The sequence below is a fragment of the Phormidesmis priestleyi ULC007 genome, assembly GCF_003003695.1.
GTDB classification, from domain to species: domain Bacteria; phylum Cyanobacteriota; class Cyanobacteriia; order Leptolyngbyales; family Leptolyngbyaceae; genus Phormidesmis_A; species Phormidesmis_A priestleyi_A.
This window is the reverse complement of sequence record NZ_PVWG01000164.1, coordinates 1-536: the sequence shown is the minus strand read 5'-3', so window position 1 is coordinate 536 and position 536 is coordinate 1. Positions and strand designations below refer to the sequence as shown.

Sequence of the window (536 nt, the reverse complement as noted above, 5' to 3'; positions counted from 1 at the left end):
CGATGTCTTCAGGTGCAAAGACGCACAGAAACTCGACCAACTGGTCAAAGCGCTCTTGCGTGTTCGAGTTGCCCCGCTTGTCTAATAGATGCCAAAACAGAGGAAACGCGACCCCTTGATGCACGACCCCTAACATCAGAATGTTGATGGTCACTGACCCCAACTCCCAGGTGGTGCGGTCTACACTCAACACCCACGGCTTCGGAATCCCGACCAGTCTCACCACCAGTTGGGCGATCTGGTCGTAGTTAAGCTCAAACGACCGCAGGAATCGTTGGATGCGTTTATAATTTGAGGCTGCCTTCGCACCTCCCGCAAACCCGGTTGCCACCTCTGCTAGGTTCACGGTCTTCACCCGGAACAGGGCAACCAGAAATAAGGACAGAAAGGCGACTCGTGCTCCATGCCAGCCTAGCAAGGGCTGCAATGTCTGCCGCAATTGGGTAATCTGATGCATAGGGTTTCATATTGTGAACTCACTATTTGCATGAAACCCTTTCCTAACCCCCTTTTGCAAGCTTTTGTCCTGTACTTAG

1 pseudogene is annotated in these 536 nt (G+C 52.2%); it reads right to left on the bottom strand.

Going from position 1 to position 536, the window contains the following annotated elements:
- Positions 1-457: pseudogene (locus tag C7B65_RS27220) on the bottom strand (IS4 family transposase); the annotation flags it as partial.
- Positions 458-536: the final 79 nt, after the last annotated feature.